Origin of the sequence: Neobacillus niacini (assembly GCF_023715415.1) — a bacterium.
GTDB classification, from domain to species: domain Bacteria; phylum Bacillota; class Bacilli; order Bacillales; family Cytobacillaceae; genus Neobacillus; species Neobacillus niacini_C.
Window position 1 is genome coordinate 1 of record NZ_JAMBOB010000024.1, and the last position, 15,691, is coordinate 15,691.

At 39.4% G+C, this 15,691-nt stretch carries 15 protein-coding genes, 1 tRNA gene, 2 rRNA genes, 1 other RNA gene and 1 other annotated feature; of the genes, 4 read left to right on the forward strand and 15 right to left on the reverse strand.

The genetic code is table 11. The annotated features are described in order from the left end of the window. From M3189_RS26125 to tadA, 8 genes are all read right to left on the reverse strand, one after another. Positions 1–88: ribosomal RNA gene (locus tag M3189_RS26125) — 16S ribosomal RNA — on the reverse strand; the annotation flags it as partial. A gap of 303 nt (positions 89–391) precedes the next feature. Beyond that, complete coding sequence (locus tag M3189_RS26130) at positions 392–655, reverse strand: pro-sigmaK processing inhibitor BofA family protein (RefSeq protein ID WP_251639684.1); 264 nt, start codon at positions 653–655, stop codon at positions 392–394. An 83-nt stretch (positions 656–738) separates the two neighbouring features. Further along, positions 739–957 carry a YaaL family protein gene (locus M3189_RS26135; RefSeq protein WP_251639687.1) on the reverse strand — a complete coding sequence of 73 codons (219 nt, stop codon included), beginning with the start codon at positions 955–957 and terminating at the stop codon, positions 739–741. Between the two features lie 27 nt (positions 958–984). Beyond that, positions 985–1,581, reverse strand: a complete 597-nt coding sequence (gene recR, locus M3189_RS26140) for a recombination mediator RecR (RefSeq protein ID WP_251639698.1) — start codon at positions 1,579–1,581, stop codon at positions 985–987. Between the two features lie 70 nt (positions 1,582–1,651). Continuing rightward, positions 1,652–1,972 carry a YbaB/EbfC family nucleoid-associated protein gene (locus tag M3189_RS26145; RefSeq protein WP_251639722.1) on the reverse strand — a complete coding sequence of 107 codons (321 nt, stop codon included), beginning with the start codon at positions 1,970–1,972 and terminating at the stop codon, positions 1,652–1,654. Positions 1,973–1,990: 18 nt separating this feature from the next. Further along, positions 1,991–3,679, reverse strand: a complete 1,689-nt coding sequence (dnaX, locus tag M3189_RS26150; RefSeq protein ID WP_251639705.1) for a DNA polymerase III subunit gamma/tau — start codon at positions 3,677–3,679, stop codon at positions 1,991–1,993. Between the two features lie 131 nt (positions 3,680–3,810). Then, positions 3,811–4,076, reverse strand: an RNA gene (ffs, locus tag M3189_RS26155) — signal recognition particle sRNA large type. Positions 4,077–4,144: 68 nt separating this feature from the next. Further along, positions 4,145–4,657 carry a tRNA adenosine(34) deaminase TadA gene (tadA, locus tag M3189_RS26160; RefSeq protein ID WP_251639724.1) on the reverse strand — a complete coding sequence of 171 codons (513 nt, stop codon included), beginning with the start codon at positions 4,655–4,657 and terminating at the stop codon, positions 4,145–4,147. A 134-nt stretch (positions 4,658–4,791) separates the two neighbouring features. Here tadA and M3189_RS26165 point away from each other — a divergent pair, with 134 nt between their 5' ends. The 3 genes from M3189_RS26165 to M3189_RS26175 all read left to right on the forward strand — a co-directional run bounded on the left by M3189_RS26165 (position 4,792) and on the right by M3189_RS26175 (position 7,648). Continuing rightward, positions 4,792–6,078 (forward strand): glycoside hydrolase family 18 protein, encoded by a 1,287-nt coding sequence (locus M3189_RS26165; protein WP_251639707.1) that lies wholly within the window; start codon positions 4,792–4,794, stop codon positions 6,076–6,078. Between the two features lie 210 nt (positions 6,079–6,288). Beyond that, complete coding sequence (locus M3189_RS26170) at positions 6,289–6,936, forward strand: deoxynucleoside kinase (RefSeq protein ID WP_251639709.1); 648 nt, start codon at positions 6,289–6,291, stop codon at positions 6,934–6,936. A gap of 16 nt (positions 6,937–6,952) precedes the next feature. Next, on the forward strand, positions 6,953–7,648 hold the full coding sequence (locus tag M3189_RS26175) for a deoxynucleoside kinase (RefSeq protein ID WP_251639712.1): 696 nt from the start codon (positions 6,953–6,955) through the stop codon (positions 7,646–7,648). A 110-nt stretch (positions 7,649–7,758) separates the two neighbouring features. On the opposite strand, the gene M3189_RS26180 is transcribed toward M3189_RS26175, so the two are convergent. The 6 genes from M3189_RS26180 to guaB all read right to left on the reverse strand — a co-directional run bounded on the left by M3189_RS26180 (position 7,759) and on the right by guaB (position 14,153). Beyond that, positions 7,759–7,851 (reverse strand) — tRNA-Ser (locus M3189_RS26180). Positions 7,852–7,922: 71 nt separating this feature from the next. After that, positions 7,923–9,203 carry a serine--tRNA ligase gene (gene serS, locus M3189_RS26185; protein WP_251639714.1) on the reverse strand — a complete coding sequence of 427 codons (1,281 nt, stop codon included), beginning with the start codon at positions 9,201–9,203 and terminating at the stop codon, positions 7,923–7,925. A gap of 52 nt (positions 9,204–9,255) precedes the next feature. Then, positions 9,256–9,478, reverse strand: a binding site (T-box leader). 51 nt (positions 9,479–9,529) lie between these two features. After that, positions 9,530–10,117 (reverse strand): pyridoxal 5'-phosphate synthase glutaminase subunit PdxT, encoded by a 588-nt coding sequence (pdxT, locus tag M3189_RS26190; protein WP_251639716.1) that lies wholly within the window; start codon positions 10,115–10,117, stop codon positions 9,530–9,532. A 3-nt stretch (positions 10,118–10,120) separates the two neighbouring features. Further along, positions 10,121–11,005: a pyridoxal 5'-phosphate synthase lyase subunit PdxS gene (gene pdxS, locus M3189_RS26195; RefSeq protein ID WP_251639727.1), complete on the reverse strand. Its 885-nt coding sequence runs from the start codon at positions 11,003–11,005 to the stop codon at positions 10,121–10,123. A 170-nt stretch (positions 11,006–11,175) separates the two neighbouring features. Further along, positions 11,176–12,510: a D-alanyl-D-alanine carboxypeptidase family protein gene (locus M3189_RS26200; RefSeq protein WP_251639729.1), complete on the reverse strand. Its 1,335-nt coding sequence runs from the start codon at positions 12,508–12,510 to the stop codon at positions 11,176–11,178. 176 nt (positions 12,511–12,686) lie between these two features. Beyond that, positions 12,687–14,153, reverse strand: coding sequence for an IMP dehydrogenase (gene guaB / locus M3189_RS26205; protein ID WP_251639718.1), 1,467 nt, complete (start codon positions 14,151–14,153; stop codon positions 12,687–12,689). A gap of 105 nt (positions 14,154–14,258) precedes the next feature. On the opposite strand from guaB, the gene M3189_RS26210 reads away from it, so the two are divergent. Next, positions 14,259–15,200, forward strand: a complete 942-nt coding sequence (locus M3189_RS26210; RefSeq protein ID WP_251639720.1) for a YaaC family protein — start codon at positions 14,259–14,261, stop codon at positions 15,198–15,200. A gap of 243 nt (positions 15,201–15,443) precedes the next feature. Here the strand turns inward: M3189_RS26210 and rrf are convergent. Then, positions 15,444–15,559, reverse strand: a 5S ribosomal RNA gene (gene rrf, locus M3189_RS26215). Positions 15,560–15,691 lie beyond the last annotated feature (132 nt).

A 15,691-nucleotide genomic window follows, 5' to 3' on the forward strand; every position in this document is an offset into this window, starting at 1 on the left:
GGTGCAAGCACCTCTTGATTCGCTCGACTTGCATGTATTAGGCACGCCGCCAGCGTTCGTCCTGAGCCAGGATCAAACTCTCCAAGAAAGTTGATATAGCTCATTTGTTACGTTGGCTTAGCTTTTTAAAAAAAGCTAAAAAATTGTTTGTTGACGTTCTTGTTTGTTTAGTTTTCAAAGATCAATTTTACTCTTTCGCTCAAAAGCGACTTTATTAATATATCATAATCAAGTTATCAATGTCAATAACTTTTCATGTGTTTCGCTATCGCTTGTGACGACTTTTCATATATTACAGCACATCCCTCAATTGGTCAATAGTTTTTACATAATTAAATGTAATTGTTTTTTGAGCAGTAAAAAACCGCTGTTTTTCAGCGGCAGTTTAGATTTAGATAATAAACTTTTGAATGGCAGCCAGCGCCACTAATCCTGGAATTCCTAGAAAACCTGATACAGCCGATGTTGCAAAATTAATAGGCACATGAATACCAAAACTATTACCCGCTGTATTCAAGAAGAATAATAGCAGTGCTCCAATTAATAGTTTGACTACAGCTTGACCAATAAATCTTGCTGGCTTAAAAGGAGCCCCAGAAAACAACAGAATAAGTACGAGCCCGCCTAATATCGAAATGATTAAAATTGGTTCCAAAAAGCTATCCCCCTTCAACTCTTTTTATAACAACATATGTACAAGTTATAAGAAGTAGACCTTGAACAGGAATATCTAGATATTTACCTTTTTATACTTACATTTTTTTCTTTTGCTACCTTTAATAGAAAGAAGTACTTTGCTTGGGCAATTTTTGTCTGACAAATTGCTTCCTCTGAAGGGTCAAAACTTTTTTCTAACAATTGCTTTTGCTCCTGCCAATGTTCTTTATATTCTTGTAACTGAGTTAAAAGTTTTCCATCAGACTCTTTACGCAGCCACCCTTTACGTTTAAAAAACATTGTTATTCCCCCGGACTCTGCTTTTTATTAAATTTCTCTTCTTCCCTCAAGAGCTTTTGATAAGGTAACTTCGTCTGCGTATTCTAAGTCTCCTCCAACAGGAAGACCATGAGCGATCCTTGTGATTTTAATACCTGATGGTTTCAGCAAACGAGAAATATACATCGCTGTCGCTTCCCCTTCAATATTGGGGTTTGTTGCTAAGATTACTTCCTGTACGGTTTCATCATGAAGACGCTTTAGGAGGTCAGGTATATTAATATCCTCTGGACCAATACCATCCATAGGTGAAATCGCACCATGCAGGACATGGTACTTACCACTGAATTCCTTCATTTTCTCCATCGCTATGACATCCTTAGGGTCTTGAACGACACAAATTGTACTCTTATCTCGACGTTGGTCTTCACATATATAGCACGGATCCTGGTCAGTAATATGACCACAGACAGAACAATAAGATAAATTTCGTTTGGCATTTACAAGCGCCTTAGCAAAATCCAGTACAGTGTCTTCTTTCATACTTAAAACATAAAAAGCCAATCGACCAGCCGTTTTAGGTCCGATACCAGGCAGCTTCATGAAACTGTCAATCAACTTAGAAATCGGTTCTGGATAATACATTCGTTATTATTCCTCTCCTAGAAAAGCATATGCGCCTTTAAAAAGGCGCATATGCTTGATCATCATTAATTTAAAATGGAAGATTCATTCCTTTTGTAAATTGGCCCATTGTATTGTTCGTGAGCTCTTCAACCTTTTTTAAAGCATCGTTTGTTGCTGCTAATACAAGATCTTGAAGCATTTCGATGTCATCAGGGTCTACAGCTTCAGGTTTAATTTGTACATCTACCACTTCTTTATGTCCTGTTACAATGACGGTTACCATACCGCCGCCAGCTGTTCCTTCAATCTTCTGCTGTCCTAGTTCTTCTTGTGCCTCTGCCATTTTCTTTTGCATTTTTTGCATTTGCTTCATCATATTTTGCATATTACCCATTCCACCACGCATAATCTGTTTACCTCCAATTAATTAGTCAATTATTTCAACAAACTCAGCACCGAACAAGTTTTTGGCCTCCGCAATATGCGGCTCTTCTTCTGATTTAGACTCAAGTGTTTCTCCTTCAACTTGATGCTGAGTACTTAAGAAGTTTTCTCGAATCGTACCCCATTGCTCTTCTGGTACCCCAAGCACAAGATATCTATTTCCTGTTAACTCTTGAAGAGCAAGCGTAATCGTCTCGATAAAACGGTTATTATCCATTGCCATTTGACAGTGAATTTCATGTTTAAATTTTAAAATAAAAGCATTGGCTGAAGCAGCAACAGGCTCTGCTTCATTTAATAAAGCTGCATGAGATTTCATTAACCGTCCTCTCATGTCACCCCATTTGCCTTTAATTTGATTTAAATCATTCTTTGTTGCACTCTTTAATACTTCATTTATTCTTCCAACAGCAGGCTGGAATCCTTTTCTTGAACTTCTTTGTGCAGGCTTTTGGGCATTTTGCGGCGCTGCATCTTGGACCACGGCTGGTCCATTCGTTTTTAACTGTTGTAGTTCATGCTCTAGCTGTTCTATTTTGGTCAGTAGTTGAGCCATTTGTCCAGAAGGCATTTGTTCTTGCTGTTTTATCTCCGTTTGACACAGCTTAACAATTGCTACTTCTAAAAAGATTCTTGGATGGTTAGTCCATCGCATATCCTGTTGCGTTTTATTTAACAATTCAATGAGCTGATAAATCTGATCATAAGGAACAGACTCAGCAATTTGAAGGAATTCCTCATCTAGCAAGACTCTATCTAATGACTCTTCAAGATTAGGTGCTGTTTTATATAGCAGCATATCTCGGTAGTATAAAATAAAATCTTCGATAAATCTTGAAGGATCCTTCCCGTGAAATAACAATTCCTCTAAGGCTTCCAAACCACTGGCTACATCCTTTTCGAGAACAGACCTTGCAAGTTTGTTTAAGAAACCTTGTGAAACAGATCCCGTTACCGTTAAAGCATCTTCAACTGTTACACTTTCCTGGCTAAAGGAAATAGCTTGGTCCAAAAGACTTAATGCGTCACGCATACCACCTTCAGCCGCTCTCGCAATCATTTTTAGAGCATCCTCTTCACAATTAACCCCAGTTTCTTCAACGATTAACTTCATTCGATTTACAATAGATTGTGCTGTAATCCGTCTAAAATCAAATCGTTGACATCGAGAGATAATCGTTAGTGGTATTTTATGCGGCTCAGTCGTGGCTAATATGAAGATAACATGCTGAGGTGGTTCTTCTAATGTTTTTAACAAAGCATTAAAGGCACTAATCGATAGCATATGCACTTCATCAATAATATAGACCTTGTAGCGTACAGAGGTTGGTGCGAACTTTACCTTATCTAGAACATCCCGCATTTCTTCCACTCTTGAGTTAGAGGCTGCGTCAAATTCTAACACATCAGAGATTGTACCATTCGTAATTCCCTTACAGGAAGCACATTCATTGCAGGGTTCTGAAATGGGTGCTCGTTCACAATTTACTGCTTTAGCCAATATCTTCGCTGCACTTGTTTTACCAGTTCCTCGCGGCCCATTAAATAAATAGGCATGGGAAATTTTTTGTTGAAGTAGGGCGTTTTGCAATGTTTTCGTAACATGTTCTTGTCCTACTACATCAATAAATTGCTGAGGACGCCAAACACGATATAAAGCCTGATAAGCCAAAAACATCGCCCCCTCCAAAGTTTCTATCCTATCCATTATAACTTAACCCTTTTCAATTTTTCAATTTTTCTAGGAGAATACAAAAAAACTCATCTCTTCACTGAGATGAGTTGTTTTTACATTATAAACTGCCGTGCACCTTCCGTCGACTTCGCACCCATAGGCGCTGCTTAAGCAGTTAGCTCGGCCCAGGCCACCCTGCGGCACATGGGAGCTTCCACTTAATGCTGCTTCCTTCCGGACCTGACATGGTTCATGGATTCCCATTGCGCAGGACCCGGGCGTCAACACCACTTACTTAAGCCGGACCCTACAGGATACCAGCCTCGGGAAGGGATTCAGCCTCGCTAGAGCGGATTGCGAGTACAGGGCACCGCTACCTCCCCGCCTAGCACGGCAAAGTTGATAATAATTTTAGGCGCCTTATATGACGCCTTCTTAGTATACTAACTTTCAATAAAAAAATCAATCTTTATCAATTGTAAATTCCTGTAAGGATTGTTTTTTTACTATTTTCCTTTGTTCTCGGAGCTTACGAAAGAAGTCAGAAAGTAACTGGCCGCACTCTTCCTCCAACACACCGCTCTTTACTTCACTTTGATGATTGAACCGTTCATCCTGCAGGAGATTCATAAACGTTCCTGCACATCCTCCCTTTGGATCAGATGCACCAAAAACTACTTTACTTACCCTTGATAGGATAATCGCTCCTGAGCACATGGCGCAGGGCTCAAGCGTGACATAAAGATGTGCATTCTCTAGACGCCATGAACCTGTTTTCTTGCACGCCTGTTCTATTGCCAGCAGCTCTGCATGGGCAACTGCACTTTGTTTACTTTCGCGTAAATTATGTGCACGGGAAATAATTTTCCCGTCGATAACGAGAATTGCTCCAATTGGCACCTCTCGTAAATCCTCTGCCTTCTTCGCTTCCTTAATAGCTTCTTTCATATAATATTCATCAGTAAATTCTTCAATTATCAAAAGGATTACCACCCTATATTACCTTCAAAAGTTTCATCACAGAAGATTGATATTTTTTCCATTATATCATGAATTAATTCTTTCACTCATAGAATAAATGTAGCGTTCTTGCTTAGGAGGGGAAGAATATGCAAATTCATGTTGTGAAAAGTAATGAATCTTTAACCACCATTGCCAGAACATATAACACAACAGTTAATGATATTGTTGAAGCAAATGACATCCCTAATCCAAATAATCTTGTCGTCGGTCAAGCAATGGTGATTCCGATCGTTGGCAGTTTTTATTATGTACAGCCTGGAGACAGTCTATGGTCCATTGGGCAAAAAACAGGTGTGCCTTACCAACAGATTGCCTCAGTGAATCGTATTTCATTGAACCAGCAGCTCTATGTCGGATTTCGTCTTTATATCCCGCAAGCATCTAAAAGAAGAGCAGAATTTAATGCCTATGTAGAACCCCGTGGTACATCTGTAGCACCAATCCTAGAAAGCAGCGCACGGGAAGCAGCACCCTATTTGACTTATCTAGCCCCATTCAGTTTTCAAGCTCTTCGTGATGGCTCATTAAAGGAACCATTATTAAATAACTTTCCAGCCATTGCTAGAGCCAATCGAAATGTATTAATGATGGTTATCAATAACCAAGAAAATGATCAATTTAGCGATGAATTAGGCCGTATTTTACTTAATGATATCCCGATTCAAGATAGATTTTTAAACAATATTGTGGCTACTGCAAACAAGTACGGGTTTCGAGATATTCATTTTGATTTTGAATTTTTACGGCCTGCTGACCGTGAAGCCTATAACGCATTTTTACGAAAGGCAAAGGCACGGTTCCAAAGGGAAGGCTGGTTAATGTCAACTGCCCTTGCTCCTAAAACAAGTGCCACACAAAAAGGAAAGTGGTATGAAGGACACGACTATCGAGCACACGGTCAGATTGCTGATTTTGTTGTGATTATGACTTATGAGTGGGGCTACAGTGGCGGACCTGCCATGGCAGTTTCCCCCATTGATCAGGTTCGAAGAGTGTTGGAATATGCAATAACGGAAATGCCCCCTAATAAAATCATGATGGGACAGAACTTATATGGATATGACTGGACACTGCCATTCGTTCAAGGCTCTGTAGCAAAGGCAGTAAGTCCACAACAGGCCATTGAACTTGCAGCTAGGTACAAGGTCCAGATTCAGTATGATACAAAGGCACAAGCCCCTTTCTTCCGATATACGGCTGAAGACGGCAAGCGGCATGAGGTTTGGTTTGAGGATGCACGCTCCATTCAGGCAAAGTTTAATTTGATTAAGGAGTTAAAGATTCGAGGGATGAGTTATTGGAAGCTGGGCTTAGCATTTCCACAAAATTGGCTGTTAATTGTTGAAAATTTCAATGTGGTCAAAAGAAGTTAATATTATTTCTTAACATAAACTGCCGTAATTCGGCAGTTTTTTCATATAATCGACATTTTAATTACTCCTTCTATAATTTCCATATCCCTTCCTGCGTCAGATTATGATAATATATTATTTGTGCCTTTATTGAACTTTGAATTTAGTACTTCCGGCATATTGCTGGATAACATAGAAATCGCAGGCAGTTGGAGAAGGAGGATCTTAAAAATGGGGTATACTCCCTTTATTACCGTTGAAGGGCCGATTGGTGTGGGTAAGACATCTCTCGCAAAAGCCATTTCAGATCAATTTAATTTTGCTTTATTAAAAGAGATTGTTGATGAAAATCCATTTTTGGGGAAATTTTATGACAATATTGAAGAGTGGAGTTTCCAAACGGAAATGTTCTTTCTCTGCAATCGCTATAAGCAATTAGGGGATATTAATACCCACTACTTAAGTAAAAATCAGGCTGTTGTAGCAGATTACCATATTTTGAAGAACTTAATTTTTGCCCAGAGGACTTTAAGCTCCGATGAATATCAAAAATATTATAAAATATATCAGCTCCTAACAGAAGACATGCCAAAGCCCAATGTAATTATCTATCTCAATGCGAGTCTAGATACTCTGCTTAAGCGAATAAAAATAAGAGGCCGTGAAGTAGAGAAAAATATCAGTCCCTTATATTTAGAACAGCTATCCATTGATTACGAGCAAACGATAACGAGCTTTGAGCAAACACATCCAGAAATTCCTGTTTTACGCTTTAATGGTGATGAAGTAGATTTTGTGAAAAATGAAGATGATTTACAGTTTATTATTGAAAAGCTTGTAAGCTCATTAAAAAAAAGCAGCACGACAAACATAGTATGAGAATTGGGGGATGTAAGTGAGTATCGTTATTGGTGGTATGATTGGTCTTGGTAAAACAAGTGTAGCTGATACATTAAATGCACATTTTCAAAAAAGCGGCATTGAGAGTAAGGTCTTTTATGAGGCTGTTGATGATAATCCGATTCTTCCTCTTTATTACGAATTAACACCTGAGGAACTAGACGCACGGAGAATTCCCTTCCTTTTACAATTGTTTTTCTTAAATAAACGGTTTAAAACGGTAAAAGATTGTGTGAGTTGGAGAGAGCCTATTTACACGATTCAAGATCGCTCTATTTATGAAGATTGGTATTTTGCTTATGTAAACAAAAATCTAGGCAGAATTTCTGAACTTGAATTTAAAATATATGAAGATCTAGTGGAAAACATGATGGAAGAGTTAAATGAACTTCCAAAAAAGGCTCCTGATTTAATGGTTTATTTAAAAGGATCCTTCGATACGGTCATTGATCGTATTATGGCCCGCGGCAGAAGCTTTGAAATTAACCCAGAACTTAAGGAATACTACTTTGAAGTTTGGAAGGGTTATGATGAGTGGGTTATTAATAACTATAATGCTAGTGATGTCCTGATTATTGATATGGACAATACGGATGTTGTTAAAAGACCTGAAGATGCGATACGCGTGTGCCGTGAAGTGGATGAGCGATTAAAAGAAATATTAAATATAACAAAAGCACATATTGGGTAATCCAATATGTGCTTCTTTTTTTATTAATTAAAGAAATACGTAAAAAAATCCGCCCAATTGCTTGGGACGGATTTTATCTCCAGTTTTATGCGCGATTATAATAAAATTAATGGAGGAGGAAGAGGGATTCGAACCCCCGCGCGGTATGACCCGCCTGTCGGTTTTCAAGACCGATCCCTTCAGCCAGACTTGGGTATTCCTCCGTGTTGACAAGATATAGATTAACATAATGATTTATATCTGTCAACAAATTATCAAATAAAATTATTTTATTTTAGTCTGGCACAATAACTTCTTTATTTCCCATATACGGACGTAACACGTTCGGGATGACCACACTACCATCTTCCTGCTGATAATTTTCTAAGATAGCAGCGACTGTTCTTCCAATTGCCAAGCCAGATCCATTTAGCGTATGAACATGCTCAGGTTTTGCCTTAGGATCACGACGGAAACGTATATTGGCACGGCGAGCCTGGAAAGCTTCAAAGTTACTGCAAGAAGAAATTTCACGGTAGGTACCATAGCTTGGAATCCATACCTCGATATCGTACTTTTTTGCAGCCGTAAAGCCAAGGTCACCTGTACACATGCTTAACACACGGTAAGGTAACTCAAGTAATTGAAGGACGCGCTCTGCATCGCTTGTTAGTTTCTCAAGCTCCTCGTAAGAATCCTCTGGCTTAACAAACTTTACTAGTTCTACTTTGTTAAATTGATGCTGGCGAATCAATCCTCGAGTATCACGCCCTGCAGAGCCAGCTTCAGAACGGAAGCATGCACTGTAGGCTGCAAAGCGAATGGGAAGCTCATCTCCGCTTAAGATTTCATCACGATGGAGATTGGTGACAGGCACCTCTGCGGTTGGAATTAGGAAATAATCTTCATTTTCAATTAAGAATGCATCTTCCTCGAATTTAGGAAGCTGTCCAGTACCTGTCATGCTCGCACGGTTAACCATATAGGGTGGTAGAATTTCTTTATAACCATGTTCATCCACATGGAGATCAAGCATAAAGTTCATAAGTGCACGCTCTAAGCGAGCCCCAAGCCCTTTATAAAAAACAAAGCGGCTGCCGGTAACTTTGCCCGCACGTTCAAAGTCAAGTATTCCTAAATGGTCTGCAACGTCCCAGTGCGGCTTCGCTTCAAATTCAAAGTCGCGGACATGCCCCCATTTTCTAATTTCAACGTTATCATCTTCCGTTTCACCAACTGGAACACTTTCATGAGGAATATTGGGAATGCTCATCAATAACAAATCAAGTGTTTCCTCGACACTGCGGAGCTCCTCATCCAATACTTTAATTCTGTCGCCCACCTCACGCATCTCCACAATAAGATGATCAGCATCGGCTTTTTCGCGTTTTAGTGCTGCAACCTGTTGAGAAACCTCGTTACGTTTGCTTTTCAATTGTTCAGCCTCAACAATTAAATCACGTCTCTTCTGATCCAAGTCCTCGAATTTTCCTAAATCAGTTAAATCCTCCCCGCGGTGTTGTAGTTTTTCCTTCACCTCAGTAAAATTCGCTCGTAACAATTTAATATCAAGCATACCTATCAACTCCTAAAAGATTAAATAAATACAAAAAACTCCCGTCCCCAAAAACAGGGACGAGAGTTACCCGCGTTACCACCCTGGTTGACAGCTATTAGTCTGTCCACCTTGAAAAAAATTAACGGTTTATACCGAAAGTACTTACTGACCCATATAGGGTGTTCCGCACCTTGCTCGAGGAGGGATTCACAAGCTCCAAACACCGATTCACACCAGCCACCGGCTCTCTTTAGAATGAACTTCCTGTTACTAGTTCCTCTCATTGCTTTAACTTTATTTATTTATTAAAAATTTACTATAATTATCTACCAAATGCAATCAAATTATACCAATTGTTTTGCTTTTGTTTCCTTTACCATGTCAACAAAGTAAGCCGTAAGGTCATGCTTATCTGTTAATTCTGGATGGAATGAGCAGCCAAGGAATTGACCTTCACGTGCGGCCACAATGCGGCCATTGTGCTTCGAAAGAATTTCCACTTCTGAACCTGCCTCAACAATATGAGGCGCACGGATAAAGACTGCTGGGAAACTCTGAGCCACATCCTTGATCGCGAGGTCTGCCTCAAAGCTATCGACTTGGCGGCCAAAGGAATTGCGTTCAACCGTAATGTCCATCACACCAATATGCGGCTCATGGCCAACTAGGTTTTTGGCTAAAAGAATTAGACCTGCACATGTACCGAACATCGGTTTACCTTCCGCCGCAAATTCCTTAAGTGCATCCATGAAATCATATTTATCAATCAATCGGCGCATCGCTGTGCTTTCACCACCGGGAAGAATCAGGCCATCTACCTCTTTTAATTCTTCTTTTCGCTTAATCGCAACAGCTTCAACCCCACATTCCTCAATAGAGCGAATGTGCTCACGAACAGCTCCTTGTAAGGCAAGTACCCCAATCTTCACCATAATCTACCAGCCTCTATCTTGCATGCGAGCTTCAGGAGCCAAGGATGAGATTTCGATACCTTTCATTGGTGTACCTAAGTCTTTAGAAAGCTCAGCAATCAATTTGTAATCTTGATAATGAGTAGTAGCTTCAACAATAGCTCTTGCAAACTTTGCTGGGTTCTCCGATTTAAAAATTCCTGAACCTACGAATACTCCGTCAGCACCTAACTGCATCATCAATGCCGCATCAGCAGGAGTGGCAACACCGCCAGCTGCAAAGTTAACAACCGGAAGACGGCCGAGGCGCTTTATTTCAAGGAGTAACTCAAATGGAGCTCCTAATAGCTTTGCTTCAGTCATAAGCTCATCTTCATTCATTCCTACTACTTTACGAACTTGTCCATTTACTTTACGCATATGGCGTACAGCTTCAACGATATTACCTGTTCCAGGTTCGCCTTTTGTACGAAGCATAGAAGCTCCTTCACCAATCCTGCGGGCAGCCTCACCAAGGTCACGGCAGCCGCATACGAATGGAACGGTAAAATCACTTTTATATAAATGATACTCTTCATCTGCTGGAGTTAAAACTTCACTCTCATCAATATAGTCAACTCCCATTGCCTCAAGCACGCGTGCCTCGACAATATGGCCAATTCTTGCCTTTGCCATTACAGGGATTGATACTGCATTTAGTACCTCTTCAATAATTCTAGGGTCAGCCATTCTAGCAACTCCGCCAGCTGCACGGATGTCAGATGGTACACGCTCTAGAGCCATAACAGCTACCGCACCAGCCTCTTCTGCAATTCTTGCCTGCTCTGCATTAACAACGTCCATAATGACGCCGCCCTTTTGCATTTCGGCCATTCCGCGTTTAACTCGATCTGTACCTGTTTTCACGATAAATCCCCCTTGTAAGTTTAACTTTTATAAATATTACAAAAAATTAACGTATAAAATTAGGAAATATTGTTAATTTGTTCGGAAATAGATTGTTTCTCCTAAATTCATTAAAGCAACAAAAAAGGATTCCTGTCAAGACAAGAATCCTTTTGCTATATTTTTCCTAACTATTAAAACCAACCTTTAACCGTTGAAGAGATGCCTCCCCAAAGGTTTCCAAAGAATCCGCCGATTCCCCTCATCATTAGAACGAACCAATTTGCTTTTTCAACATCATTAGCTGCAATGACGTCAACAGAAATATCGTTTTGTCCTTTTTCAGTTAAAAACCCTAAAGTTTCAGCATCCTTAGTTTGAATGCTTAAAGTTCCAACCTTTTCACCTTTTTTTATAGGTGCAGTAAGTTCGCCTTGTTTATTAACCTTCTTCTTATCGAGAGTTAAAACAGTTTTGAAATTACCCTTTTCCCCGTTCTTTACGACCATGTTAACAGCATCTTTTGTATAAACCTTCACTTGGTCTTCTTTACCTTTGATTACAGGTAAAGTCTTTTTGCCTTTAACTTGATAATTCTTAGGTATAATTTCTTCCTTTTTAAAATTATTAAAGGCATAATCTAGAATCTTTCTTGTTTCTTTGAAGCGTTCCGATTGGGAACCTGTATTCATAACAACAGATATAAATCGTTGACCATCTCTAATAGCTGTTCCCGTAAAGTTATAACCTGCAAAAGGAGTAGAGCCCGTTTTTAACCCATCCAAACCATCATAAACAAATTGTTGATAATTTGGGTAATCCGCTGCAAGCTCTTCGTATCCTTCTAACATCCAGTTCCAGTTGTCCATTACAAATTCATCTTCCGTACCCTTTGCAAAAATCTTTTCTGGGATGCTGGATGTTTTCAGTACCTCAGGGAAGTCATGTAATAAATGCGATGCTAATGACGCAACATCCTTTGCAGACATGATGTTTTCCTCATCAGGGTCACCCACAACTTCAGGAAAGTGCTTTAAAATATCACGATTATTTAAACCTGAAGAGTTTACAAACTTATATGTTTTCAGACCAAGCTCTGCTGCCTTTTTATTCATCATTTCTACAAACTTTGCTTCAGATCCGCCAACAATTTCAGCAATGGCCATTGTAGCGGCATTGGCAGATTCAATCGCCATCGCCGCATATAAATCTTCTACCTTATACTTTGCTTCAACACGCAAAAAAACATTACTTAAACTATTGTCATGTGACATTTTTGAAAGTTCAGGTGAAACCAAATACTCTTGATTCCACTTTACTTTCCCTTCTTTTACTGCTTCTAAAAGTAGGTACTCTGTCATCATTTTAGTCATACTTGCAATTCCTAGAGCGGTTTCAGAATTTTTTTCATAAAGAATCATGCCCGTATCAGCATCAACTAATATTGCTCCGGATGCATTAACATCTAATCCCACAGTTTCTGCCTCTGCTTTATTTATGCCTGCAAAAAGGCTAAAAGTCATGATCATTGCCAAGGAGCTGGCGATAAGTTTTCGATAAAAAAGTCTATTCACAATAATACCCTCCAACGATTTTGTACACTTTGGTTATTTTAACATAACTAAAGTTCAAATCATAGACAGAGGATAGGACTATCTTTTTACAAAAAAAAGACAGAGAAAGCTCGCTTCTCTGTCCTTGTCTCTTATGATAATGAGTAATTAGGTGCTTCTTTTGTAATTTGAACATCGTGAGGATGGCTTTCTCGGAGTCCAGCCCCTGACATTTTTACAAATTGAGCATTATTTCTTAATTCTTCTAGGTCCTTTGTTCCACAATAGCCCATTCCGGAACGTAAACCGCCGATTAATTGGTAAATAGTCTCCGCTAATGGTCCTTTATAAGGCAGGCGCCCCTCGATTCCTTCGGGTACAAACTTCTTATTATCCTCCTGGAAATAACGGTCCTTTGAACCCTTCTCCATCGCTGCTACAGAGCCCATACCGCGATATACCTTAAAGCGGCGCCCCTGGAAAATTTCAGTTTCTCCTGGACTCTCGGTTACTCCTGCAAGCATGCTTCCTAGCATAACCGCATGGCCCCCTGCTGCAAGTGCCTTTACGATATCGCCTGAATATTTAATGCCGCCATCTGCAATGATTGTCTTGCCATATTTTCTAGCCTCTGTAGCGCAATCATAAACAGCCGTGATTTGCGGTACACCTACACCTGCTACAACTCGAGTTGTACAAATGGAGCCAGGTCCGATTCCGACCTTCACAACATCCGCCCCTGCTTCTATCAATGCTGCTGTTGCTTCTCCCGTTGCCACATTTCCTGCTACAATTGTTAAATCAGGGTATTGACCTCTTATTTCCTTAACAGTATCGAGGACACCCTTTGAATGGCCATGAGCTGTATCTACAACAATGACATCAACATTTGCCTTTACCAGCTTTTCGATACGCAGCATCGTATCCTTTGTTACTCCAACTGCTGCACCAGCTAATAAACGGCCCTGACTATCCTTTGCTGAATTTGGAAATTCAATTACTTTTTCAATATCCTTGATGGTGATTAACCCTTTCAACACACCTTGGTCGTCTACTAGCGGCAGCTTTTCTATTTTATATTTTTGAAGGATTTTTTCTGCCTCTTTTAATGTGGTTCCTACTGGAGCTGTTACAAGATTCTCCTTTGTCATCACATCTGAGATTTTAAAAGAGTAATCTTGAATAAAACGTAAGTCTCGGTTGGTAATAATACCCACTAAAATCTGCTCATCCAGATTATTCACAATCGGCACTCCTGAAATTCGATATTTGCCCATCAAATGCTCAGCGTCATATACCTGATGCTCTGGAGTTAGGTAAAACGGATCAGTAATAACACCACTCTCTGACCTCTTAACCTTTTCAACCTGTTCAGCCTGCTGTTCAATCGTCATATTTTTATGGATGATACCCAGACCACCCTGGCGAGCCATTGAAATCGCCATTTCAGCTTCTGTTACGGTATCCATCCCTGCACTGATAATTGGGATATTTAGCTTTACTTTAGGCGATAACTCTACTTGAAGATTTACATCACGCGGCAGTACTTCTGATCTACCAGGAATTAATAGGACATCATCAAACGTTAAACCTTCTTTAGCAAATTTACTCTCCCACATTTTTATGGCCTCCAGGAAAAAATTTTTAATTGTAGATTATCAATTGGACAAAATACTGTCAAGGAGAACGATTTAGTCAAACTTTTCTGAAAAAGGTGATTACCATTGGCAACAGACTTTAATGGATGGAAAAGCTATGCAAGTTTTTTTTCTGCAGAACATTGCCAGACCTATTTAAAAAACAATTATAAAAAGTGTAATATCGATAACCCTGATCAAAAAAGCTATGAAAACTGCTATGCCTTTCTCTATTATCTCGAACATGGGCAAGTTTATTACCAACAGGCAGAGAACGCACCGCTTATTTTAAAACCCATTTTACTTTTTTACGGTCTCGTCCATTTAATAAAAGCATGTATTTTAACAATCGACCCGGCATATCCCGAAACGACATCTGTATTAGCTCATGGAGTTTCAACTCGAAAGAGAAAAAAACAAAACTACCAATTTTTTCAGGATGAAGTGAAGTTTCAAAAAAATGGACTCTTTCCTTTTATGTCAGAAAAAATGTTTCATATGAAACAATTGGAAGGGGATAAGATTACGATGGAAGAGCTACTAGAGCTCGTTCCAGAATTAGATGATCTATTTATGATACATGAGTCGAAAAGCACTTTTACACCCATATATACTCAGAATGGGCAATTGGTAGTACCAGAAAAAATACTGGATCAGTATCATATGACAGAGGATAGACTAAAGGAATTTCTTACATCAAAATCAGGAAATCAGATTGAGTTTTCAAAGGAAGGACTTCTGTTTCAATTCAACAAAAGTACATTTACTGGGATTTCACCGATTAAATACAATCTAGAAAATAGTTCTTTTGTATTACCGCTGAAAAAGGAAAATTTATTTGTTTTCCCAGAATTAATGGTCCATTATCTTCTGCTTTATAATTTAAGTATGATTGCAAGATATGAAACAGAATGGTGGAGCGAGCTAACAAAAATGATGCCGAATCGAGATTATCCTTTTATTAAAACCTTTTTGGAGATTACGCTACAGAAAGGACCGTTTTTGATCTATGAGTACCTGATGAGTTAATTGTAGACTTACTGGAGGATTAGTGCTGCTTTGATTTCCTTTAATCTTAAGAAATAGTGGGTATGGGAGTCAAAAAAGTATTTTGGTTCCCTCTTTCTATAAAAAATTAGGTTTGAGGGAACCAAAAGTGGGTTTTGGTTCCCTCAAACCTTTAAAAATCAAGCAAAAGGGTACCAAAGTTTTTTCATCCAGTCCCCAGGAAGACACAAAAAAGCACAACCCTATTAAGATTGTGCTTCGTTTGCCTGGCAACGTCCTACTCTCACAGGAACAAAGTTCCAACTACCATCGGCGCTGAGAAGCTTAACTTCCGTGTTCGGTATGGGAACGGGTGTGACCTTCTCGCCATTATTACCAGACTCAAAAAGAGTTGAGGTTTCATTCCCTCAAAACTAGATAATTTCAGAAGAAGTTGTAAAACGAGTTTGCCTTTAAAAATTGGTTAAGTCCTCGAACGATTAGTATCAGTCAGCTCCACATGTTACCACGCT